The 22567-nt window shown below is 51.7% G+C and carries 19 protein-coding genes; 1 reads left to right on the top strand and 18 read right to left on the bottom strand.

Annotated features, from left to right (window positions below; genetic code table 11):
- Positions 1-6: 6 nt before the first annotated feature.
- The 7 genes from DNHGIG_RS16555 to DNHGIG_RS16525 form a co-directional block, all read right to left on the bottom strand.
- Entirely contained in the window at positions 7-864 is an 858-nt protein-coding gene (locus DNHGIG_RS16555; protein WP_282200629.1) for a type II secretion system F family protein, read from the bottom strand.
- Positions 861-2378, bottom strand: a complete 1518-nt coding sequence (locus DNHGIG_RS16550) for an ATPase, T2SS/T4P/T4SS family (protein ID WP_282200628.1) — start codon at positions 2376-2378, stop codon at positions 861-863. Before DNHGIG_RS16550 ends, DNHGIG_RS16555 begins: the two co-directional genes overlap by 4 nt.
- A 107-nt stretch (positions 2379-2485) precedes the next feature.
- Positions 2486-3220 carry an SAF domain-containing protein gene (locus DNHGIG_RS16545; RefSeq protein WP_282200627.1) on the bottom strand — a complete coding sequence of 245 codons (735 nt, stop codon included), beginning with the start codon at positions 3218-3220 and terminating at the stop codon, positions 2486-2488.
- A gap of 3 nt (positions 3221-3223) precedes the next feature.
- Positions 3224-4522 (bottom strand): CpaE/TadZ family protein, encoded by a 1299-nt coding sequence (locus DNHGIG_RS16540; RefSeq protein WP_282200626.1) that lies wholly within the window; start codon positions 4520-4522, stop codon positions 3224-3226.
- Positions 4504-5586 carry a hypothetical protein gene (locus tag DNHGIG_RS16535; RefSeq protein ID WP_282200625.1) on the bottom strand — a complete coding sequence of 361 codons (1083 nt, stop codon included), beginning with the start codon at positions 5584-5586 and terminating at the stop codon, positions 4504-4506. Before DNHGIG_RS16535 ends, DNHGIG_RS16540 begins: the two co-directional genes overlap by 19 nt.
- 81 nt (positions 5587-5667) lie before the next feature.
- The gene (locus tag DNHGIG_RS16530; protein WP_282200624.1) at positions 5668-5940 is read right to left on the bottom strand and encodes a helix-turn-helix domain-containing protein; all 273 of its coding nucleotides are present in this window, start codon (positions 5938-5940) and stop codon (positions 5668-5670) included.
- Positions 5941-6021: 81 nt separating this feature from the next.
- Positions 6022-6264: a hypothetical protein gene (locus DNHGIG_RS16525; protein ID WP_282200623.1), complete on the bottom strand. Its 243-nt coding sequence runs from the start codon at positions 6262-6264 to the stop codon at positions 6022-6024.
- 180 nt (positions 6265-6444) lie between these two features.
- Here DNHGIG_RS16525 and DNHGIG_RS21085 point away from each other — a divergent pair, with 180 nt between their 5' ends.
- Positions 6445-6918, top strand: a complete 474-nt coding sequence (locus tag DNHGIG_RS21085) for a YkgJ family cysteine cluster protein (protein ID WP_369414724.1) — start codon at positions 6445-6447, stop codon at positions 6916-6918.
- A 114-nt stretch (positions 6919-7032) separates the two neighbouring features.
- On the opposite strand, the gene DNHGIG_RS16515 is transcribed toward DNHGIG_RS21085, so the two are convergent.
- The 11 genes from DNHGIG_RS16515 to DNHGIG_RS16465 form a co-directional block, all read right to left on the bottom strand.
- On the bottom strand, positions 7033-7203 hold the full coding sequence (locus DNHGIG_RS16515) for a hypothetical protein (RefSeq protein WP_282200621.1): 171 nt from the start codon (positions 7201-7203) through the stop codon (positions 7033-7035).
- 274 nt (positions 7204-7477) lie between these two features.
- Positions 7478-7657 (bottom strand): hypothetical protein, encoded by a 180-nt coding sequence (locus tag DNHGIG_RS16510; RefSeq protein ID WP_282200620.1) that lies wholly within the window; start codon positions 7655-7657, stop codon positions 7478-7480.
- A 2-nt stretch (positions 7658-7659) separates the two neighbouring features.
- On the bottom strand, positions 7660-8112 hold the full coding sequence (locus DNHGIG_RS16505) for a site-2 protease family protein (protein WP_282200619.1): 453 nt from the start codon (positions 8110-8112) through the stop codon (positions 7660-7662).
- Positions 8113-8162: 50 nt separating this feature from the next.
- A complete protein-coding gene (locus DNHGIG_RS16500; RefSeq protein ID WP_282200618.1) occupies positions 8163-8624 on the bottom strand; it encodes a hypothetical protein in 462 nt (153 codons plus the stop codon).
- A 62-nt stretch (positions 8625-8686) separates the two neighbouring features.
- Positions 8687-10345 (bottom strand): hypothetical protein, encoded by a 1659-nt coding sequence (locus tag DNHGIG_RS16495; protein ID WP_282200617.1) that lies wholly within the window; start codon positions 10343-10345, stop codon positions 8687-8689.
- Between the two features lie 19 nt (positions 10346-10364).
- Positions 10365-11456 (bottom strand): S-layer homology domain-containing protein, encoded by a 1092-nt coding sequence (locus DNHGIG_RS16490; protein ID WP_282200616.1) that lies wholly within the window; start codon positions 11454-11456, stop codon positions 10365-10367.
- Positions 11457-12210: 754 nt separating this feature from the next.
- The gene (locus DNHGIG_RS16485; protein ID WP_282200615.1) at positions 12211-12624 is read right to left on the bottom strand and encodes a helix-turn-helix domain-containing protein; all 414 of its coding nucleotides are present in this window, start codon (positions 12622-12624) and stop codon (positions 12211-12213) included.
- A 73-nt stretch (positions 12625-12697) separates the two neighbouring features.
- Positions 12698-15529, bottom strand: a complete 2832-nt coding sequence (locus DNHGIG_RS16480) for a DUF4229 domain-containing protein (protein ID WP_282200614.1) — start codon at positions 15527-15529, stop codon at positions 12698-12700.
- Between the two features lie 45 nt (positions 15530-15574).
- A complete protein-coding gene (locus DNHGIG_RS16475; RefSeq protein WP_282200613.1) occupies positions 15575-17638 on the bottom strand; it encodes a VirB4 family type IV secretion system protein in 2064 nt (687 codons plus the stop codon).
- A gap of 578 nt (positions 17639-18216) precedes the next feature.
- Complete coding sequence (locus DNHGIG_RS16470) at positions 18217-20757, bottom strand: DEAD/DEAH box helicase (RefSeq protein ID WP_282200612.1); 2541 nt, start codon at positions 20755-20757, stop codon at positions 18217-18219.
- Complete coding sequence (locus DNHGIG_RS16465) at positions 20754-22562, bottom strand: site-specific DNA-methyltransferase (RefSeq protein ID WP_282200611.1); 1809 nt, start codon at positions 22560-22562, stop codon at positions 20754-20756. The genes DNHGIG_RS16470 and DNHGIG_RS16465 overlap by 4 nt, the downstream gene beginning before the upstream one ends.
- Positions 22563-22567 lie beyond the last annotated feature (5 nt).

Raw genomic sequence — 22567 nt, 5'->3', positions numbered from 1 at the left:
CCTTGGTTATCCAAGTATTTTGGGCCTTGTTAAACGGTACGCAACGCTCAACAACGCGGCATACCCAACGACACCGACAAACAGCACGACATTGGCCTGAAAACTATGAGCAAGAAGGGCATCGACGGACGGCTGGAACATCAGATACATCATCAGTGGGAAAATGGCCGGGAACGCGAACATTTTCAAAAACTCTTTTTGCTTCTGTTTGATAGATCGCTCCACATGCTCCTGCTGTCTCAGATTCTGCAACACACTATTGATAAACTCTCGCAGATCGCCGGTGCTTTGATAGTTGTCGTAGATACCTGCCATCGCAACCCGGAATATCGGATCCGGACTGGTTTCGGCCATCTGTCGGAGAAAGTAGCTCACACCCAGTTGGTTGATCTGGGCAGCCCCGGCCGCAAACTCCTTGCGCAGAGGGCCTTCCAGCCGGTCCTTCACCTCTCGCACCCAGTTTTCGACAGTTCCTCCTTCCCGGAACACCGCGCCCGCGAACAGGAGCGCGGTTTTCACGTCCTTCCGGTAACTTCGTGAGTAGTATTGACGCCTTAGGGCAACGGTCTGGAACGGAATCGCTGCACCGATGACGATCCCAAACACGGGTGTCTTGTGCCACCACATCTTACTCGCGATACCGCTAGCAATCGCGCACGCCAAAGACGCCCAGATATGCAGGCTTGAAAGGGTCAATTGAGTCGGAAGGGAGAGCTGCGCGGTCAGTGACTGAAGGGTCCGTCGCTCTTCCCGATCCTGGTGACCGCGCAGAATGGATTGGGCAGCCCGTTCGTACCGCCCGTTCCACCAATGCAGGGCGAAATAGAGAGCCACGAAGAACGCTGCAAAGAGCAGTATCATCATTCCCGGTCCTCCTCCTCATCATCCACCACTTCCCATCCCCAGGACGCCGGGATTTCGTAGCCATTGCGCAACATCTCTTCCACGAACTCGTCGGTAGGTCCGTGAAATACCCAGTACCCGATCGGTTCCCCAGATGGCCCCACGCCCTGTTGGATGAACTCTGTCACGGGATGGATATCTCCACCGGGCTTCAACTGAACGACCTCATCAATAAAGCGGTGCTCATTGTCTTTGCCGGCCAGAGAGCCGTGGATGACCGTGTGCAGACGGTCAAACAGGATTTCCCGGATCACTTTTTGGTCTGGGGCACTTGGGCCTGACGCCGCCAGACTGATGATCCTTTCGATGGCCGCCTTGCACGAGCTGGCATGGAGTGTCGTTCCTGAGCCGTCGTGTCCGGACTGGATCACATGCAAGAACACCCATGCAATTAAATCGCGGATCTCTGATAGGAAAATCCGGTCAGGGTTCATTCGCAGAGCCGCCTTCAGGCCGTCGGCCAGGCTGAACGTCACATTGCCCATGGTGTCTTTGCGCTCGTACAGTCGAATGGCATGCTCGACTTGCGGCTGCATCTCCGGCGATTCTTCCAAGATCAGATTCATATGTGTTCGTGGAATGAGCGCCATAAGGGCGTTGGCAAACGTGGTTTTGCCCCACCCCGTGGGAGCGGCGATCGCGTAGTTTTTCCTCAGCAGAACCATCAGCCGAAAATAATCCATCGTGGCCTGATCGACCATGCCGCCGGTCCTTTGCGTGTAAACCGGACGGCGTTTGTATCTCTTGGCTTTTCGGGCCACGTCATGTCTTGCATCCGGTGCTTCCCATGTGACAGTCCCCCGGTCTGTCAGATCCTCGATGGTGAACGCAGATACAAACTTCCTGACCGAAATGATCAGGCATGGGATCAGTTGGTATTTGGCGTCATAAAAAGTCGAATAGCCCGACGGTCCGGCAATAATGTGAAGCCTCTCACCGTCTGACGCCGAGGCATCCAATTGAACTTTTCCAGGGTCAAAGCGTAACCCAAACCGTGACACATGCTTATTGACCCAAATTCTGGCGTGATTGTAGTCCCGAAAACCAGGCCCATTGTAAATCCGCCGTTTTCCGCCGCGTTTGTAGTAAATCTTCTGCTTGTATTGCGGGTCCATCGGTACGAAGACCTGAATGTCTGAGACTCTCGGATCTTCCCACAGCGGCTGAAGCGGCCCCATCCGGTACTGGTCGTCCAAAAACCGCTCCACGAGTTCCGTATGTGCCCATGCCGGGATTTGCTTGATCTCCTGTACCAACCGCCTCAAATGAATACGCTGGGTTTCCTCGGGCACATTCTCCGCTTCCACACCCAGGCGAGCCTTTTGTTTTTCCTGCCACGCCAGGAATTTTTCGAGCAACAGCCCTTCCCACTCGGCCCATTGCCCTTTGTCGTCCTTTTGCTTGAGCATTTCCCAATCCTTATAATGCTCTTCCCACTTTTGTTCCAGCGATAATGGATCGCTGTTTTTGAACATATACAAATCCCTCCTCATAAATAAGCAGGTCCGGAAGAACGAAACTCTTCCCGGACCATGAAGGAAGCTGTCATTGTGTATTCGTAGATTTTTTGGATTTTAGATCATTAGTTGGTTTGTCCCGTAGGAGCCTGACTAGACGTTTGCCCTGGAGCTTGACTCGAAACCTGGTCAGTGGTTTTCGGAGTAGGCATCTGTCCTGAGGATTGCCCCTCATATGACTCCTGTTGGAACGCCTGGGGATCCAGTACTACGCTGATCTTTCCGGCCGCCTTGTCCCTGGCTAGTTCCTTCGATTTCTCTAACGGCACAGCCACGATGATTTTCTTTTCTGCCTCGGAAACAGAGATGACCGGCACGTGAGAGGCCACGAGATTGGTCGTTACAACCTTCGCTCCTTCATTAAAGGTCCCCAAAAATGCCACCATGTCGCCCGGATGGATCTGGTCGATAGGCATGTCCTGCGAATCCAGTTGCAAGGCCATTCCCACATAATTGAGTCCGTATTGACGAACCATTTCACGCATGGTCGTGGCATCGGCCACAGCCTGTTTTTCAATGACCTGCCCCGGCAGGATGGTTGTAGCCGTGTATTTGCCGACAACCTCCTGCGGATCCTTGATGGCATCTCCTGGAACCCCTCCTTCGGGACGCAGTTCCTTACGTAGATCGCTCGGCTGGATTTTCTGGTCTACACGTATTTTGTTGGCGGCTACCCATACCGGAACCATATGTGTGGCTTTCTGGATGGTCGTTTGCGCGATCCATCCGATAACAAGGCCAATCCCGACCAAAAGCCCCAACCACATCGCACCTTTAGCTAATGAACGATCGGTTCTCATCACTCATCCTCCTATTCCCACAACTCGAAGTAACTTTTTCCACGAAAGTCCCGACGGAGAAGAGAGATTCCTCACCTCCCGTTTCTTAGCACCGCTCTCCGAATGGAGCCCTGCCTTCACATGAAATCCTTCTTCCAAAATCCTGCGGAACGCTTTGGCATAGGCACTCTTTGGATCCGATAGGATGATGGGGGGCCTGCCCGTGCTGTTTGGCGCGTCCAAATCCGGGTGGTAAGGGAGAGGAAAAATCGAAACGTCTTCCGATACCTCCGAAAGAGCCGCTTCCACAACCCTGAAATCGGCCTCTTTCTTTACCCGGTTCACAATGATCTGGATCTTGTTTTCAGGGAATCCTCGGCGAATCATGGTTTCCAACATCCGCTGGCTCCGTTGCAGCCGGGAGGCATCCGGGCTGACCATGAGCACCACATCGGTGGCATATTCTTTGGCTAAATGTTCAAGTGTCGGAGAAAAGCCTTCCGCCAGATCTACCATTAAGCACGGAAACAGGGGACGATACGCTTCCACCGCCGCCCGCACAACCTCCCAGCGCAAAGGCTCCAACGTCCCCAAGGGACTTGGCAGCACCTTCAACCCAGTAGGCCGATGAGTAACCAGCATGGCCTCCAGATCCCGTTCAGAAAACGACTTTCGCGTACCAAACTCGCTGATATCATCCACCGTGTCAGCCCCGATCCATTGGGCCACATTGCCGTTGATGTCGGCATCAAGAATCGCCAGTCTCTGCCCTTTCCGGGCTAAGATCATACCGAGCTGTACAAGAAACGTGGTTTTCCCTTCTCCTCCCTTGACTGAGCTGGTGATGATAAATCGATTGAACGTGCGTTTAGGACCTTCATCTTTCAAGGTCACATCCGCATAATCACGATCGGATTCCGACTCCGAGATGCCGAATGGCCGAATGTTTTGGAGATCTCCCTTTGTTTCCCTACGGAAGCCTTTTAAAGAAGTCTCAAATCTACTCAGTTGGTCCCTGATCCACCTCGGTTCCAGGGGATACGGAAACAGATCCTCGGCCCCTGCATTGTACATTTCCGCCACGGCTCCCGGCGAAAGATCCCCATACACATACACTGGAGCCGAGAACTCCAGGCGAAGTTTTCTCACCACTCCTGGTCCCAGTTCCCCTGCGACCACGAAAGCGTCGATCGCCTTTTCACGGCTGAGAATCGCCTGGACTTCCTGGGGCGTGCGAGCTTCGTAGATTTTCCCGAGGCTTTGGAGAGAAAATGCTGTTTGAGAAGATCGTTGGATGAGCTCATCTATGACCACGATGACCATACGGACACCGCCTCCTCTCTTTGTTCCGGTTTCTCTTGCGGTTTTTCCTGTACAAACAGTCTCACCCACTGTTCCTTGACATCGGGAGGTTTCTCAACCCATGGCATCTGGCTGCAGAGAGAAAGAAAGGCTTCCCGTCCCAAATCCGACACGATCAGGTCAATTCTCGCCTGCACGAGTTTTTCCGGTCGAATAGGAAACGCTTCCGGGTACCGGTTCATCACCCGAATCGCCCGTTCCGGGATGTCACCCCCTTTGCACTTGGGATCGGGAGTCATCACGAAGACCTGCTTACCGGCCCGGAGCCAGACTTCAGAATCCAGAGCATCCCCGACATCGACGACCACCCGTTCTTGAACGCGAGCCAGGAGTTGGAGTTCATGGAGGCTCAAGGGTTGGCTCGCGGTGACCGCGGCCTTGGTCTGTAATTCCCCCCTCAGATACGCCTCCCTCGTACCCTCTTTCTCCACCTCAAGCCACTTCGCCAGGCTGTCCGTTACTCGACCTTCCATGAGTACGGCATCCAAGGCGACCGCAAGATTCCAGGCCAAAAAACTGGATCCGGCTCCCCGTGGGCCTCCGACCGCGATTACATGATTGAATACAGAAGGCAAGGTTTCTTCTTCCCTAGGAGGAGTCTCCGATACATTCTCCTGTGGAACCACCCTCTGAATCAGCTTTGCAGGGCTCGGGATGGACAGTCTCCGTTTCGGAGTTTGCTCCTCCTCCGTCACCGGCTTCGGGAGATCAAGGACCGCATCCAAGAATGGTGTGGCGTCCGGAAGTTTCGAGAAATCCGAATAAGAGCGGAAAGCTCCCGGCAAGGGTTCTCCTTCCACTGCCCAGATGACAGGAAGGCCCCTCACTAGAGCCTCCTGAGCCAGAGTACGAAGGGAAGCCGCTCGCCCTTCGTTTTGTTCTGCAAAACAAAAGAGTGCCTGTACTGTGGTCAGGTCCCCGTGGTCTTGAGGCCAGATCACGATTTCATAGCCAGCGTCCTTTGCCTCGTCAGCAAGCCATTGGGCAACATCTGTCCTGCCGCCCGGACACAATGCAACTTTCAAACTTCCATTCCTCCTTTGATCTTTTGTGGGAGCGGGAGAAAAAACAGTGATGTTCCAAGGAAGAGCATCCCTACGCGAATCCTACTCTGTACGGGGTCCGGGAGAACTCTTCCGCCTCCCCGCCTCCGAGAGGCAACCTGATGATTCCGGTTCCATGTCTTCGGCCATCCGCAGCAACTCCGATCCCCTCATTCCCAGCGCGGCGGCAATGGTGTTCAACAGCTTTACATTGGGAATGTGCCGGGAAGTCTCAATGCGGTTAATCGTTTCCCTCTTCACCCCGCACCTCTGCGCCAAGTCGCGTTGGGAAAGGTTTTTCGCTTGCCTACATTGACGAATTGTCAGCCCTAGCAACTTTTTTCACCTTCTAAACTATCTATTGATTCCGCTGCACAAAATTTGGTAAGATCAAATTGTGATGTTGTTATCACTTATCTAAGGCCTATCCGCGTTGTCCTCTAGGGAGTACAGAATGTCAAAGAACTCAGTTCCCTGGGTTTCTCTTAGATATTTCCAATACTGTTTTGCGGCCAGTTCATAATAGTTGACCGACACCAATAGCGCTATTCTGTAATAAATGGCGTCCATGAGCGGCAACTTGTCTTCGTTTTCGTCCAAGTACCTTCTCGCAGCTTCTATGGTCATCATCAATACCCCCTCGGAAAGAAGTGCTTCCATGAGCAAAACTCCGCAGCAATTTATTGCTCGTACGTGCGAATCTGCCAGGCAATGGCTAAACCGACCTCCGAACATATCCATTCACGACCTGTCTGACCAAGGTGAAGCTGACAAGGAAGAAGTTCAAAGCTCACCAATTATGCCGTAAACCGTATTTTGGGACTGGAGAAGACCTACAATATGCTCCGCACATGCACAAAAGGATGTGCGCATTGTTGCTACCAAGCCATTTACGTTTCCGAAACCGAAACGCGGATAATCCTGAATTGGTTGCGATTGAACAACATACGGTTCGACCCGCTCCTTCCAATCCGATTGGAAAAATGGAATGCCTCTTTCAACAGGACTGAACTGTTTCTCGTCGATATCCAAACAGACGAATTTAAAGAAGGATATTTCCATGCGCATATCCCTTGCCCATTTCTAGGATCTGATAACACGTGCGAAATCTATCCTGTCCGCCCTTTATGTTGCCGGCATTATTTTTCCGTCAGCGCTCCGGAACACTGCGAAAAAAGTCCTTTCGTTGATGACACTATAATCCTTAGATGTTGGGATCTCGTCGTGTTGATGAAACTGCTTCTGTCCCGCGAGTCCACGTGGTTAGCCGGACCTACGATTCTTGAAAAAAAGCGCAATCCAACCAACGCGTAAGGCTTTTACCGATTGCCTTAGCCGAAGATCTAAAAACAGGACAATTCGACTTCTTTAATGGCGAGTAAAATTTGCACCGAAATCCCAGGCCCGGCTAAGAGGGATCTTTCAGGTTTACCTCACCTCTTTGGCAACGGGCCGCCTTTCCTCACTCAACCGGGCGTGCAGTTGAATGCAACGGAATAGTTGCTCGTGCAATTGAGCCGAAGCGTTCAAATCCGCGGATGCTTTGATGCTCTCTTCCAACATCTGAATCTGCTTTTCAAGAATCTTGATGGTTTCCATGACGATTTGCCTCCTTTTTTTAATTCAAGAACCCATTCACCTAGGGGCGCGGGTCGCAGCGGATTCCCTTGCTCTCACCCCTTTCAAGGGCCGGGAGAAAAAAGTGGCAGAATCGAGTCGGCCACTTACCGATCACTTCTGCAGCGACCAACTACCCTATAAAGGGGTGACCAACTTGTGCATCCCTGTGTACCGCTCCCAACTCATATAGGGGCTGAGAGAAAAATCTCTCCCTTACTTAACTCGAGGCCAGGGAGAATCCTCAAGAGAACCCTCAAGCCAACTTTAAATGCACTCGAACCGTGTCATGATTCAACCGCTCTACCCGATCCACATACCCCTTCTCTGCAATCCATCGTGCGATGATGCAACAAATCTCCGCAAAATGATCCACGTCAGTGAAGCTAACCGTTAAACTCATCGTTTTGCGATGAAATGGAATGACTTGAGCCAAAACTATGAATCCCCCTCTCTATCCATATGTGGGGCCGGAAGAACGCCCAGAGCGACCAGCGCCCACCATCCATCTCTCTGTCTCATGGGAAGCAACTGACCTAATCCCACGACCGACCAAATCATCCATCCCCAGAAAAATTCCCTCAGCCATCCGTAACTGGTCGCATGAATAAGAATCATGACTCCCACCACGAGCCAGGGGGCGAGAACTCCGGACAAGGCGATCAGAACGCCCTGCCATCGACGTCGGGCATGGAGCACCCCGACCGGCAACACGTACCCGGAAAGCGGGAGCAGCCGGACTTCCAGTGCACAAAGGCGAAACAACTGCGGCCCCCGGCCCCACACGATCCGATGAACGGGAACTCCGCACATTCGTTGGGCCGCCGCATGGCCGAGTTCGTGAATCAAGACAACTAGAGCGGCTGACAGAAGAAAACCCGTTGACGACACCCCCTCAAAAAGAAAAAGGCCGGGAGTATCCCGGAGCCAATGCTAGATAATCACGGATATACTTTTGACACAGCCGTTACCGGTACCCGTACCTGAACCTGTGGAGCTGCCCCTTCACCGAAAAATCGGTTCATGACCGTTTGAGAAACCGTCATCTGCACGGTCTGGTTGACTGTACACGTAATCCCCTTGTCATCCAAAGTCCGTTGAAATTGCGGAACCGTGTTGAACCCAGCCCCTTCTTTAAAGTTGGAAATATTTTTTTGCCATGCTGCCTCTGCTGCATTTTCTGGCGAAAAATCGTCATTGAGCTTGAATCCGAACCCAATAGGTGCTCCTGCCTCATCATACTGGTTCACTTCCTGATGATTCTGTAGAGAACCGGCCAGAGTGGCTGCGTCAGCCGCCCCCTGAATCATACTCTTGACCTTGATCGCATGGGTCACATCCACCTGGAAAGCTATGAGCATGGCCCAAACCAATAATTCTATATAGAAAAAGAGTATCCCCATGGTTTTATCCCCTCGATTTCAAAAGATTCAGGAATGGTCCCGCATAAGGCGGGACCGTTGGTTTATTTCACCAATCGAGGCGGGCCAATAATGTACTGATCCAGTTTAGCTGTATCATTCGTCAGATCACTATCATTTAACGGAGGCGGAGGCGGATCATCCGGAGAACCCGGTATCACATGTGGCCGTATGGTCACCGTGTAATGGATATGGTAGCCTTGCCATTTATAATCCTTGAATTCACGTTGAACTTTGTATGTCAGCGGAATCGTAACGGATTGGCCAGCTGGTACATTGACTACCGCTTTCTCAATGTCAATCGGCTGAAACAACGAATTGTCGTCGCTCCATGCCTTGAGATCATATTCGATACCTGCACCGTCGTAATCATTTGTGTTTGTTAGGACCATATCTACATGTCCTGTCTCACCGTTTTTCGGCCAGTGATTCCAAAGGTAGTTAGCAAACTTTACAGATATGTCTCCGTCACTAGTCCCCGGATTTTGAATGATTGTTCCTCCACCACCAGAACCAGTACCTCCACCAGAGCCACCTGTTCCGCCTCCGGAACCTCCTGAACCACCAGTGCCACCGCCACCGGTGCTTCCACCTCCGCCTCCGCCAGTTGAGGTGCCTCCCGGAGTTTTGGGTTTAACGGTGGGATCGATGGTAAACGTCGAAATCACCGTTCCGTTGATTCCGCTTGACGATGGACGTGCAATTTCGTCGTACATCGTATATTTGACCGTATATGTCCCCGCTGGAAGCCCTGTCGTGTCCAATGTTGCGGATTCATTAGTTGTGACGGACGATCCGGGTTGTACCTGAGCATTTGAAGCAAGCGAAGTGACCGCTGTATCACTAGGCGTGAATGGAAAGTTCGTTCCTGTTGCGGCCTGTACGGTATTGCCGTTGTCGTTGATCGGCAAGAACTTGTCGAACCCGTTCGGACCCGTGACTTCAAGCGCTTCGAGATGGTGCGATGTCCACGGCGCAAAAGTCGTGTTCGTCAGGTTGATGTTCACCGTGTCACCCGGAGCGTAAGCGGTTTGGTCGGTTGTGACCGATGACGTGGGCGGCGAAGAGGGATGGATGTTAAAATTCCCCTCTGCCACGCCCTCCTGATCCGTCATGTTGACCCCGCCTGTAGACGTGAGATATCCTTGATCGATCGTTGCGCCGGAAAGGTTTAAAACGTCGGACAACGGTACGACTGTCCATTGATTGAAATCATCAGCGAGTATGCTTTGATCGCCATTTGGTTTTTTCGCCAGTTCTGTATCGACGTATTTTTGTACGCCGCCTACCGCTTGAACCCAATCGGGATAATCCTGTTTCGAGATCAACAGGTATCCGTTGTTGACATTCGTTGTAGACAAGTCATATTGCAGAATTTTGCCTACGGGATTTCCGTTGATGAGGGCATTCGTTACGATCCAATGGACTTGATCGTCAATTCCATTATGCGACCAGTAAAGTGGAATATCATTTCCCTTTATCCCATCTGATAGACTTATATCTACCGGTTTTCCCACTGGGATCGGTTGACCGTTTTGTAATCTGTAGGCTACATAGCCAGGTTGGGAATCCGTTTGACCGAGAGGTTGAGGATTCGTCACCCCTTGCCCATATGTGGCGGAAAAAGAAGAACCTGCCGAAAACAAAGTGGCAGGTACTATTAAGACACTCGATAAAAGTGTAGCTAATGTTTCTCGTTTCACTACATTGTCACCTCCAAAATTACAGGTTCGGATATTTAACAACCCATTGGCCGTTTTGATAGAGTAAGGCAGCCCCGGCATAGGTATGCGCATTATCATGATTAAAAAGTCTTACTCCCACTCGATCGGATTCGGTCATGGTCTTTGGCCCTTCTCCATTCCAACCGCCGTCCGGTCCCCCAATTACCCAGTACACACTAGATGAACCGCTGTCCGGGACAGTGACTGTTACCTTGTTTCCATCAAATTTGAATTTCACCTGAGAGAACAGCTGCAAATGGCTTGTAAATTCCTCTTTGGAATACCCGTTGATAAACGAGTTAGTCATCTTAATGTTCCCAAGCGAAAATGTCCCATCACCGTTGTCAATTAAGTTATTGCTGTTCGTTGTCGGGTTGATGACAATTTGAGTCGCATCAAAGGGATACTGGATCGAACCACCCGTTTGCACAGGAGGCAAAGGTTGCGGCTGTGGTTGTGGCTGTTGCGTATTCGCTTGCTCCAAAGCCTGCATCGCCAAATCTATCACTGCTGCCGCTTCCTGACGGTTCATGGATGCAGTCCAGTCACTAAAATTGCTAGGGCCGACCAGCTGATGCGTCATCAAATTCCCGACCGCCGATTGTGCCCAAGAGTCCAATTTCCCAATGTTGGGCAGATTGTATACTCCGCTGCTCGGCTGTACCCCATTCTTGGACAGATAGTTCCAAACCATCTGCGCGGCCTCTTCCCGCGTGACCGGCGCGTCCGGCGCAAAGGTGGTCGCGGACTTGCCAGCAATCATTCCAGCGGCGTAGGCAGACTTGATGTAAGACTCCGCCCAGTGACCGCGGATGTCGGTAAAGGCCACACTAGAGCTAGTATTCTGCGGAATCCCGAAGGCCCGAACAAGAAACGTGGCCATCTCGGCACGGGTCAAAGTCTTCGTTGGCGCAAATTGACCATTGCCCACACCGCTGACGATTCCCTTGCTACTCAGATCTTGGATGTAAGAAGCATACGGGCTGTCCGCCGACACATCGGTAAAAGACGTGGCAGCCATAGCATTTCCGACCAGAGTAGACAAGAGGGCCGCCGAAGACATAACGGCAATAAGTTTTCTCTTCAACATAGAATTTCACCTCACATGACTTTTATTGGGAGGCTTCTCCCCTATTTCACAGAAGCGAGAGAAAAAAGCGAATTCTCCCGCTCCTCTTAAAGAGATACGCTTGTAGAAAGACATCTCCCAAAGTTGTACCTCGATGTGAAATCAAAATTTTTCCCCGCTCTCCGGGTATAACGGATAATGTTTCCCTACTTCAGGAATCTTCGGATACCCGTTGTACTTCACCAGCTTAGACCAATTCCATCCATCCGTAAATTCAGACGCGCCACAGTTCGGACAAAAGCCATATTGCTGCCCTTTTTTTCGCCAATCCTTAGATGGATATACACACTCACAATGAAGGCACCAAATGTACATTCAAAAATACCCCCTATCCGAAAACTACCGATCAGGGGCAGGTATAATACCCTTCCCCCTCTAAAAAAATCGATCAGAAGCCAAAATAGAAGGAAACTATTTTATCCTTCTCTATTCAATTTTTCCAAATATGCAGATTTCAGCTTTTTTTCGGACTTGGAAAGCGTATTTCCGGTGTATCCGATTCCCAAAGTGCCCGTGATGTACCCAACCAACGCCTGATTTCGACATAGCCAAGATAGACATACTGATTCAAGATTTAATTTACTATAGTATAATTTATGAATATTCCTTCGTCAATATATTGTTATCACCGCCTCCTTTCTGCTATGTGTGGGGTGGAGGAGAAAAAGAGTATGGGATTAAGTGTCCCCTCCTCCAGTGCCGCTCACCTTCTCCTTTACCCCTCTTCCTTTTTCCGTTGCTCAATCAAATCCAGCGCCCACAAGATCCCCATCCGGATACCCGTCTCAATTCGTTCTGCCACAAACTCGTCACGGACGTCGATCTCGCGGCCTTCGTACAGAACGAAATCCGCCTTGTACAGCTGCTCAATCAGATCCACAGTATTTATAGGTGGTTCCGCTTTTCCTATCAATTCCTCGACGGAAACTCCATACATCTTGGCCAAGCCCAAGATGACCCTATAACTTGGGTTGCGCCTGGATCCTCGTTCGATATGACTCAAATATCCAACGGAACACCCTGCGACCTCGGCAACCTGTTCCAGAGTTAATCCCTTTTTCAGTCGCAGATTCCGCAGGTACTCCCCACTCACCTGTAATTCTGCTTTCTCATTTTTCAATTTATCCATCGGCAATCACCTCATTTGCCTGTAGTATATATCAGTGCAAATAAAAAAGGCAACCCTCTGGAGAAGAGGTTGCCTAAATGCCCGTATCATCTGGATTTAACCGTAAATGATTCGGTACTTCCGCAGTTTCGTTTCGTTGTTTCCCCGTGCTTCGCAACGCCGGTGCCTTTCTGGATGGGAAGGATACAGACCGATCCGACTCCGAAGAATCTGTTTTATCGCGCCATAATGTTGGGACCGTTCTCGGTTCTTCCCTTTGAAGACGTGTCATCCTCGCACCCGAATCTTCAGCGGCCATTCTCTGTTCCGGAGTTGTACCCGGTGGTGTAGAGTCCCCCAGTAAAGGAACTTCATGATCAATCAAAACTCGTTCTTTGTATTCTCCTGAACTTGCTTGTTGTCTTTCCTCAGTAGGTTTTTCCGTCAAGTCCGTTGTTTCTGCTCCCGCTGATTCCTTACGCAGAATGTCATCTTGTGACTCGTCTGCTCTTTTCAATTGTTCAGCAGCGATTGAACGGTTCCCTTTATGGGCTTCGGCCTGCACCATTTGACGATCTGCATTGATCCGTTGGGCATTAGATTCCACCGGTTCCGCTTCGGGCTTAGGGACCTCCCACCGCTTTTGACGGACCGGTTCGGCAGCACCAAGTTGACGGTCATCCGTTTCAGAAGGTTCATTCTGCCCTAATTGTTGAGATGGCTCGTATTGCTTGAGAATATTTTCCTCTGCCCCCATCGGTCGGCTCAGTTCCACAGCCCCTGATTGGTCGGCATCGGGGTTCACCGCACGGGCTTGATCCTCGGTTCCCTTCTGCGTGTCTCCCAAACGGAATAGATGCCTTTCTTGTCCAACAGATGGAGTTTCTCGGCCGGATTCCGCTTGATCCATTTCTGCTGACAGAGTGGGTTCCTGATCCGTTTGCTCTGCCTCTCTCACATTTTGGCCTTGATCAGTCCCTTGATTCGGGTCTTGTGAAGCCATCAGAGGCTCTGTATGGTTCAAATTCAACCCATCGTCTGCATTATGCGGGCGCGGGACATCCTGCGACAATGAACGCCGGGGATCCTCCCTAATCAGTGATTCCCAGTAGGCCGGATCCTGACTTTCTGGCGTTCGCCCTTCCCAGTTCAAACGATCCGGATCGATCGGACGGCGGAGATTCCTCCGTTCCTCTTTTTCTTGGCCTTCTTGGCCGGTTGCTGCATCCGCCTGATGGAAAGTGCCCGCCTCTTTGTTCTTCCAATGACGGCCTTTCAAAAGCATATCTTTGGCGATTTTCAGGGACTCCCCACTGACTCCCCGAGTGTTCTTCCAAATGTCGTAGTATCCCTTTCCGGCCACTTTGAGCGTTTCTCCACTTCCTTTCGCAATCTCTTTTGCCACATCAGTTGTCAAGGAAGCGGCCGCACCTGGGATATCCCCGCGCAAGGCTTTCCATCCGGCTTTGCGTAGGGCCTGACCCATACCTGGCTTCCTTTTCCCCCAAATCTCTCGAAGCGACGGATGATCATCTCCCTGCCGATCCGGGTCAATTCTGCGCGAAGAAGAATCTCCGTCATCAGAAGGAGACGAGGGAGGCGTGTGGCTGTTGGAATGGTCACCGGTACCGCCACCGCTTCCCGCAAAAGCTGGGAACGGAGCCGATGCACCCCTTGTCAGCCTCTGTATCGGTTGCATTCGTTTCCACAGGCGGGACAAAACCCATAAAGCGAAAACGAAAAGGACTGCGTACAAGATCATACTGCCGATCGCACTGCCATCTTTGGCATTCATATTCGGCGTGAAAATTTTGACCACTAAAAATGTCAATCCGACGAAAAGACTTAACCCCAGACGAACCACGATGGAACCGGTCAGTCCCTTTACCCACCAGCGTAACAGGCTATGGCTGTAGTCCCACGGAAAAATCGATAAAGGCAAAATGACAATACCCGCCAACATCGCGGCCAGGTACAAGAGATAGGCCATGTTCATCATGACACCCAACGTAAACATGTAAACAACCGCACACAGTTGAGCGATCAACGCAAACAAGGCCAGGGTCAATCGATAGGGCGAAGCAAAGGCCACTTTTGAATCTGAATGGTCATCACTGTTCAAAATCGCTGCCAAATCTTTTCGCTTGTCGGAGCCCACTCCATAGTGCAGGAGAACATCCCGCCACGGGGTGCTTACGCTGACACTCATGTCCCCTCCGACAATCCCCTGAACCGATTCTGCGTCCTTTTTCCCTAGCACTTTTCCAGGTGTTCCGATTTCCCCTAATTGCCACGGATAATCCACGAGACGGTTCCAGATTTCCTTGTCGATGTTGTTCGATGCCTGTGTCAACTGGGGCTTGTTCGGGTCCACCGGCTGATCAAAGGTCAGCACCCAGCCGCTCGTCGCATAACTCAAGGCGTCGATGGCGCTCGTGACCATCTTGATGTACTGAACGGTCCCTAAACTTTTGAACAAGAGAAGGGACACCATAACGATCAGAAACATCACACCCCGCCGCATCATTCTCTGGATGTTGTGCTGAGCCAGATCCTTCAGCAAAACACCCCCGGCCACGACGGCGAATAAGGGCCATAAGTGGTCCAAAAAGTGACTCTTCTGGATTGCATCTGAGATCGCTTGAAACGGGGCCAGCCATTCCGACGGGGCATACCCCAGATTCAAAGCCCACATCGAGAGCCGGGTCAAAAAGACCCCGATTAGAAAAATCAAATTGGCCATCCCGTATATGGGATCAAACCTTCCGAAGAGGCCATCCGCGTCCCATGTATAGTTGGATATCGGATAGGACGGTTCCTGAAAATCGGGAGAGGTCAGCAGCGGGTCCGCCGCATAGACCGTCGAGTCCCCTCCGACTCCAAGCCCGAAAATCAAAAACATGATCCACGTGATCCGACGCCGCACAATAAAAAACCCCCTTTCAACCTAGAAAGGGGTTCGAGAGAAAAACTATTCGCTTTTCGGCGTACTCGAAAAGAATTGGTCCAGTACCCGTGGCAACACTTCGATCTGCAGCTCCCCGATCCGGCCTTCGGGGTCGCGAACCAGCCCTCGTCCATTCCGGTACTCAGCAAACCGTTTCGTCCAGTGGCGAAGATCTTCATCGGTCATCCCGAGTATCCGCAGGGCCGCTTCCACCTGATCTTGGCTCTCCAGGTGCAACATGATTTTCCAGGCAAACAGACCGGTCATATCTTCCTCGTCCGCTCTCGGCAGGAAATCGGTTGCGTTTTGGGTAGCCAGAATCGGAATCAGGTTTTCAGAACGGCTAAACCGCATGGCCTCGTTAATCAGGCGCTGTCCTTGTTCAAAGCGTCGCAAGACCCATGCCTCGTCGATGCAAAGAACCTTGACCACCGATTTGGGCAAGGCCATCAACCGACGAAGCCCAAGTGTGGCTACCGCGTACAGGATGGCCGCCGAATACCTTTCTGTCTCTGTCCACTTTTCCTTGGGTACCGTTTTGTCTGGGAGAGACAACCCGCGAACGATTGCAGTCACAAGGTCGTGGTCAAAAATCGTCTCCCCCGTATCGGGGCCAAAGAATAGCCGTCCAATCTCATGGGCTTCCATCAGCCTCACCCGTTCGGCCACAAGCCGTGCTTCCTCCCTTTCCCGTGCCTCCGGCGAGGTCTCATAGATCCCTCGAACCGCTTCGTAGAAGGCCCACATGTCCCACTGTTGTCCCTGCAATACCTGTTCGACCGCCTGATTGATTACAATTTGCCGCCGGTCGTCTCCCAACGGATTAAAGAGCAGTTCCATAATCGCTCGCGCATCCTGCACGTTGCCCACACGAAAGGGCGAAAACCGCGTGTCGGAATTGTAGGTAAAACGCAGGATATGGACATCAAATGGCAGTTGTGCCAGCGGTTCCGTCTCTCCTTTCGGATCGACAAGGAAAACCTTCGCTTCCCAAGAGAGGAGCATCGTGGCTAAGTACTTCAAGGTGTACGACTTCCCGCTCCCAAGCGTCCCCGCCAACATGATGGCACTGGTCGTGTTCAAGTCCTGCGCGGGCCGCCGGGGATCCATCCACACGGGTCGACCGTTCAAGAGCCTGCCCAACCAGAATCCGCTTGGGTCTCCGAGCGACCGAGTTCCTAGTGGTACAGCCGCCCCTAACACCCCCGGATCCATCGGGATCTCCCAACTCGTGGGCAGCTCCTCTCCAAACGGATAGAAGGCTTGGAACATCCTCTTCATGTCTCCAGGGGCTCGTACCAATGTATGATAGGATCCCGCCATCCTTTGAAACTGCTCGGTTCTGGCTCGTAGTTCCTTGGGATTGGACGCGCCGACCGAGAATACCGTCACCGCGTGTACAAGCGGCTGTCTCGATCGGAGCTTCTTTTCAAGAGAAGCCACCGTCGCCATGTCTTCCTCCAGTTCCAATGGCACATCTTCGTCGTTGTCCACCCACTCCCTGTACTGCGCCTCGGCCGTCTTTTTCTTTTTTCGCAGGTGTTCCAGGGCCTCGTGGGCCGCCTCCACCCGCACATGAATAGCTGTGTCTACAGGAAATGGGGTATTTTCCAGCACCCCGTAGAGCCATTCGAAGCCGGTCGGATGGGTTTCCGGGATCGGCTGAGGCACGGATACTGTGGCGAAAAAGGTTTGGTATGATTTCTCACCCTCCGGATGCTCAATAACCAGGTGCGTCGGGCGCTCTATCATCCGTACATCGGACAAGGCCAGATGCACAGTCCGTGTCGGTCTCAACCAGGTCTTACCCCCGCGAGCCACGACTTGAACCGGAAGCGGATCGGGCAAAACACCCTTTGGTTCCGATAGCCCACGGAAATAGGGCTTCCGCAGCCACCATTCGATGTCTTTGAGCGTCGCCTTCTCCATTCGTACCATGGGGGCCAGTTTCGCAAACCATTCCTCTGTCGCCTTTCTAGCGGCTTCGAGACGTTCTTTCGGAATGATCTCTTGGCCCATTAAAAAACGGTTCTTCACATCCATCAGCCCGGCCGCAGCCTGCTTGAACCAGTCTTTCCAGTTGTCCATAGTGAGGTCGATGGTGATCCGCTGGCGGTTGAGTGGAACAACGATCAGGTTGACCCTGTGGAAGGGTAAATAGTACCGAAGATAGTCGTGAACTTCCTTCTGGTGCTCTTGCCAGACTGGGTTTCTGGATCGTCGGCCCATCTCTCGCAGGATCTCGTCCGCGGACCATTGCTTGGACAAGAGAAAAATCCAAAACTCCCCGGAAAGGCTCATCAGCCCCCGCGTCACCCGATCGATGACCTGATGTTTGATGTGTAACGGCTGGAAGGCATACGGTTCTGATTGTACTTTGAACACGGCATAGGCTTGGCCGGAGGTGTCAAATATTCGGTTGTCTTCAATGTACAGAATTGGAAGCACACAAAAACCCCCTCTCCTTGTATCAGGGGAGGGGGAGAGTGTATTGATGACTCTTGTTGTCATCTCTACCAATTACCAAACTGAGTCACTGATGTGTCCAACGTCAGGTGCAATTGCAGGCCAAGTTCGCCACTGCCGCTGCGTCGCTTCGTGAGAGTGCGAAATAAGAGCGAACAGCAAACAGGTTCTGGCATCACCTACTACGCTAGCACGAGCTATTAGTACACTGTCATCAGTTCGTATCGAAACTCCCGGCTAAGAAAGTTCTTGTCTGTGATCGGGTCGTACTCTACCACGTACCACTTCTCTTCCTTTTGCCAATAAACCATCATCACCCGCTTGTACACGGGGTGTTCCGCCTGCGCTTTGGTCTGTGCGTTTCCACGATCGTCATTATACTCCCGCTTTGTCTCGATGAGCAAAATCCCATCACCTTTGATTCGATTGCGAACGCCTACTACAAAATCGGGATAAAAATTCGGCTGACCGGGTAAAGGCAAAGATACCGACCATTGCTTACGTGGTGGGTTACGGTGCCACCATTTCACGGTATTCGTGACGTCGCTGTCGAGTTTTTCCGCAAACTCGCGCTCCCAGGTATTTAAATCATCAGGATACACTCCGTAAACGTTCAGACGGGAAGGGTCAAGCGGCATTGCGCTATGAATCTCGTCCGGAATCGGCTGTGCGTCGATGACTTCGATGTGATTGTACAGCGCTTCATCAATTGCCTTGCGCAGTGCATTTGGCCGAAGAGCCAAGATTTTGTGTAAGCTATCACGAACAGATTGTGGATCTAGCATATGCAGCCAACCCGCGCGCGAAAACTCCTCTCGAAGCCGCTCCTCCAAAGCTTTGTGTAGGTCACGCACATCCACCATGCCATTAGGGTCTGCCTCAAACAGCGTGACCTGCGCTAGTTTGTCGAGCTCAGCCTGCGCCAGTATGGCTTGTATTACTTTAGGAGCTTCTTTGCGGCGTTCGAAGATTTCAAGTTCTTCCATCAATATGTTGGTCGCGCTTCGTTGTGTGATAGCCAGCACTTTTTCATCAAAAGGGAAACGCGCCACAATGTCTCGCATGATCGAGCCGTGGTTAAGAGAGACCACCGCCTTCTTGAATTGCTTCGGAAAGTTCAGATCACCACGCAATCTGTACGTGTACAGATGATGCCGAGGCAGGGATTGCGAGGGTGACAGAGTAGATTGTCCACTGTACAAAGAAGATGTATTCGTTGACTCATCCGTATCAAAAAGGCCCAACGCGCCAAGCAGCAGATTTTCCAATGATGTTTCATTTTCGGAGGAAAGACCGGATGATGAGCCACTTGCTCCTTCCTCAGAGGTAGTCTTCGCGGATTCAGAACGCCGGCCAGGAACAAACTCGGGCAACGGCAAAATCATTTGTTCGCGCTCCGTATATATGTACGGTTGCGGCAATCCAGGGTTGGATAACGGATCGACCGCTACGACGCTGATGACAGGAGCCGCCGGCGAAAGCTCGTCACGGATGCTGTTGATCCGCTCTGCAGCGCTGAGCAGGCCAGTTTGCCCCCTCTGATCAGCAAGGAACACATAACCATATCGCAACGGCTCGGGAATCGAAGGCAGTCTTTGCAGCCGCCGGTCCACGCGCAGAATGCGCCCGACAATCTGAAGCCCAAAGTCCGCGTCGCGCGCCGTACGCATCGAAACAAGTGTGAAAGCGCGCGGGGCGTCAAACCCGGTAGCCACCGCGAGTTTGAATATGAGCACTTCCACAGTCTCGTCGTGGGCAATCGAAAGAAGATGAGGATCCGGTTCCTGCGCTGTATGGGAGCGTATTTGCTCGTCCCGAAATCCGCAATCTTTGAGCCACTGGGTGATCGTCTCGATGCTACCCTCTTCAGAGTCAGCCTGCACGAGCAAAAGCGGTACCATGGGAACACCCGCGGCTGCTAGCTGCCGCTTCAGTTCACGATGAGTCTCTACACCGCTGTACAGGGCGGTTTTTTGAAAGTCGATGAGTCCTCGCATCTCATCTTCGGCTTTGAATACCGCCACTTTGACACCATCTTTCAATAGACGTGCGGCAACACCCTGTTGGCGGGAGATCGAAATGTGATAGATATGCTCCAACTGATTTCGCCGACGGAACGCCTCAACGTCACTGTCTTTAGGTGTTGCCGTGACGAGAATCGTAACATCTGGTGCGAGCACGTCTTTATAAAAAGAGAACGCTTGAGACTGTTTCAAAAATCCGTGATGGGCTTCATCAATTATCACGCCGATATGAAAGCCCTGCGCTTTCGCATAAGCGACTAGGGCATCGACAGACGGAGCGCGTTCGGTTTTCCGTCTAGCATTACGGGTGTTCCTGTCGGATACCGCCACGCTGGCCCACGTGGTCACGAACACATCACCTGACAGCAAATCCTGCACATTGCGATCAGTTGATAAATCTTTCACACGTAGACTTGAAAACTCGCCGCGAAGCGTGCGTGCGGCCTGCTCTACCAACCCAGAGAAAGGGGCGAACCAGAACCAAAGGATACGATGACGCACACTTAGTTGTTCCACCACGGCCCCAGCCATCAGTGTTTTTCCGATGCCAGTAGGTGCCTCGAACAGCAGCGTACCTTTATAAATAATGATCTCATGCCGCTCCTGTTCGTACTGCGGGTGGAGGCGAAGACGCGCAAGATCTGAAAGGCACTCCGTCAGCACCGCCACCGCATTGTTGACCGCTTCTTGCTGAAAGGATTTGAGAACCGTATTCATGCTCTTGCACCTCCGAAGCGTTCCAAGAGATACTCGGGAATTTTCTCAATGCGCACGTGCTCAAACTTAATGCGCTGAGATAATAATCCGGGCTGCCAACTGTAAATTACGGTTGGTGTGTGATCGGATGTAAGAAGGAACTGTGCTTCATCCAACGCTTCGGATGTTAGTGAGGGAATGTACATCAGCCGCATATCTGTCCCCTCACATACCTGAATTAAGAGTTCATTCACGAACGGCACGACACTCGCCTTGTGCATCTCCTGCAACATCAACCAGACCTGATCATGACGAAGGTCTAAATGTAGATTCCCAACCGGAATCCGGCACATTCGAAAATACGCCACGCTCGTATCAAGACCCAGTCGCTCCACTACGCCTTGAATCCGTTTCTGGCACACATCCCTGCAGACATTACGATCCGGATCACGTTTTGTCGCCTCGGTGCTGGAGACAAGAATGAAGCGCCGGCGCGTACCTTGTTCGTAGTTGAGTTCAAGCACCGCCTGTGCGGTGGTACCGGAGCCTGCGAAAAAGTCTACCACGATATCGTTTTCACCGGTGCACTGGTCGATGAGATTGCGTATGAGTGACACCGGTTTGGGATAATTGAACGCCGTATCCAATCCAAATTCGCGCAGTGCTTTGGTGCCTTCACTCGTATAACCTGACTCGATAGCAAAACTGCCATCCGTGGAATCGGTATCGTCCTGCTTGAGACTTCCTAGCTTTTCGATCCAACTGGATAGGGGCTGCAGGGAACTGCGCAAATTTTTGGCAAAACGCTTGAACCGCGGTTTGTTGTAGCCGATGCGTTTTCCCACCCAAAACTCCAGGTCCGGATCGTCTTCAAGGAATTTCGGCGCTGAACCGTCCGCGATGGCCTTTTTGATCTCTTCTACAGAGCGGTACACCACGGGGGCCGGTTCGTCCGGGAAGTACACATACCCCTGTTCGATGAGATCCTCCATCGGCTGCGTACGCACCTTCTTGCCTTCCGCCAGTCGATTTTTCGAGGCGAATCGCCAGACGTTGTTTGGATCGCATGGGTACCAAACGTCCGTGACCGGATTGTACAAAGGATAATAGAGATTCGGGCGCTGTTCGCGGTTGTAACCAAGAGTGAGATCTCCGGATGTCCAGTAGTCCTGATGCTGTTCATCCCAATTCGTATAACCGTTCCATCGTTTATCAGACCCATTAAACCGAAAGAGCGGCTGCGCATATACAAGTACGTGTTCGTGGTCGCAGGAGAAGTTATAATCCACCCGCGCATTGGTCTGGTTACGCTTACGCCATACAAGTGAGCCTACTCGCATGCCGGGGAAGACCTCTTCCATCAAAAGATCAAGACGTGCCCGGTTGTCATCGTCAATCGATACCAAAATTACACCGTCCTCCGCCAGCAGCTCACGCGCCAACAGAAGGCGTCGATACACAAATTCCAACCATTTTGAGTGCCGATACGCGTCCTTTTTGTCTACGAATTGATCATTGTAGATAAAATCCTTGTTTCCTGTGTTGTACGGAGGATCTATGTAAATGCACTTGACCTTCCCACGAAAAGCCGCATTTAAATGCCTGAGCGCATCAAAGTTATCACCTTCAATAATGAAATTCTCATATGGTGCAGATCCAATACTCAAATCCGGGACCAGCTCAAACGTAACGAAATCGTCGTTGACCGTTCGATCCGCTTCGAGTTCATCACGCTCCCATACCAACCCCAGCTTGCGCGTGGCATCACGCTTCAATAGCAGCGCAATCAATTCCTCTCTCGAAAGATGATCGTACTGAGTTGCCATCAGGA

The organism is Collibacillus ludicampi, assembly GCF_023705585.1.
In the GTDB taxonomy this organism is placed as follows: domain Bacteria; phylum Bacillota; class Bacilli; order Tumebacillales; family BOQE01; genus Collibacillus; species Collibacillus ludicampi.
This window is presented reverse-complemented; position numbering and strand designations above follow the sequence as displayed.

What these genes read in the sequence shown, in the direction of transcription:
- DNHGIG_RS16555 (WP_282200629.1), bottom strand. Translation starts at nt 864, where the DNA reads ATGATGATACTGCTCTTTGCAGCGTTCTTCGTGGCTCTCTATTTCGCC.
- DNHGIG_RS16550 (WP_282200628.1), bottom strand. Translation starts at nt 2,378, where the DNA reads ATGTTCAAAAACAGCGATCCATTATCGCTGGAACAAAAGTGGGAAGAG.
- DNHGIG_RS16545 (WP_282200627.1), bottom strand. Translation starts at nt 3,220, where the DNA reads ATGAGAACCGATCGTTCATTAGCTAAAGGTGCGATGTGGTTGGGGCTT.
- DNHGIG_RS16540 (WP_282200626.1), bottom strand. Translation starts at nt 4,522, where the DNA reads ATGGTCATCGTGGTCATAGATGAGCTCATCCAACGATCTTCTCAAACA.
- DNHGIG_RS16525 (WP_282200623.1), bottom strand. Translation starts at nt 6,264, where the DNA reads ATGGAAGCACTTCTTTCCGAGGGGGTATTGATGATGACCATAGAAGCT.
- DNHGIG_RS21085 (WP_369414724.1), top strand. Translation starts at nt 6,445, where the DNA reads ATGCTCCGCACATGCACAAAAGGATGTGCGCATTGTTGCTACCAAGCC.
- DNHGIG_RS16515 (WP_282200621.1), bottom strand. Translation starts at nt 7,203, where the DNA reads ATGGAAACCATCAAGATTCTTGAAAAGCAGATTCAGATGTTGGAAGAG.
- DNHGIG_RS16500 (WP_282200618.1), bottom strand. Translation starts at nt 8,624, where the DNA reads ATGGGGATACTCTTTTTCTATATAGAATTATTGGTTTGGGCCATGCTC.
- DNHGIG_RS16490 (WP_282200616.1), bottom strand. Translation starts at nt 11,456, where the DNA reads ATGTTGAAGAGAAAACTTATTGCCGTTATGTCTTCGGCGGCCCTCTTG.
- DNHGIG_RS16485 (WP_282200615.1), bottom strand. Translation starts at nt 12,624, where the DNA reads ATGGATAAATTGAAAAATGAGAAAGCAGAATTACAGGTGAGTGGGGAG.
- DNHGIG_RS16475 (WP_282200613.1), bottom strand. Translation starts at nt 17,638, where the DNA reads ATGGACAACTGGAAAGACTGGTTCAAGCAGGCTGCGGCCGGGCTGATG.
- DNHGIG_RS16470 (WP_282200612.1), bottom strand. Translation starts at nt 20,757, where the DNA reads ATGAATACGGTTCTCAAATCCTTTCAGCAAGAAGCGGTCAACAATGCG.
- DNHGIG_RS16465 (WP_282200611.1), bottom strand. Translation starts at nt 22,562, where the DNA reads ATGGCAACTCAGTACGATCATCTTTCGAGAGAGGAATTGATTGCGCTG.